Source organism: Pseudomonas sp. Pse79, assembly GCF_024519615.1.
GTDB lineage: Bacteria > Pseudomonadota > Gammaproteobacteria > Pseudomonadales > Pseudomonadaceae > Aquipseudomonas > Aquipseudomonas veronii.
The window spans coordinates 1-308 of the sequence record NZ_JALJRR010000080.1 but is presented as its reverse complement, the minus strand read 5'-3'; the positions used below and the strand labels follow the sequence as shown (position 1 = coordinate 308).

The 308-nt window shown below is 57.1% G+C and carries 1 pseudogene; it reads right to left on the bottom strand.

Features of this window, described 5'->3' with window-relative positions:
* Positions 1-230 (bottom strand): annotated as a pseudogene (locus tag NR164_RS30320) (hypothetical protein); the annotation flags it as partial.
* Between the last annotated feature and the right edge of the window lie 78 nt (positions 231-308).

Below are 308 nucleotides of genomic sequence, written 5' to 3'. Positions count from 1 at the left end.
GTGGGCAGGTAATGGTCGATGGCGCGGTTGAAGGCAGCGCGGTCTTTGGTGGGATTGATGGGTGGGTCGGGTAGGACTTTATTCATGGTGTAACTCCGAATTTTGAGTAAGGAGCCGAACCGGTCGCGACTAAACGAAGGTGGCGGCTGTACGCAGGTTAGTCGACCGGCCAAAATCGGAAACTCCGGCGCACCCAAAGGCGCCCTGCGCACAGCCACCATAAACTGCATGGACCATTGCACCGAATTTGGAGTCCGGGCGACTAAACCCGATCACTGATTTGGCAGTGACGGACCGCAGACTAGCCA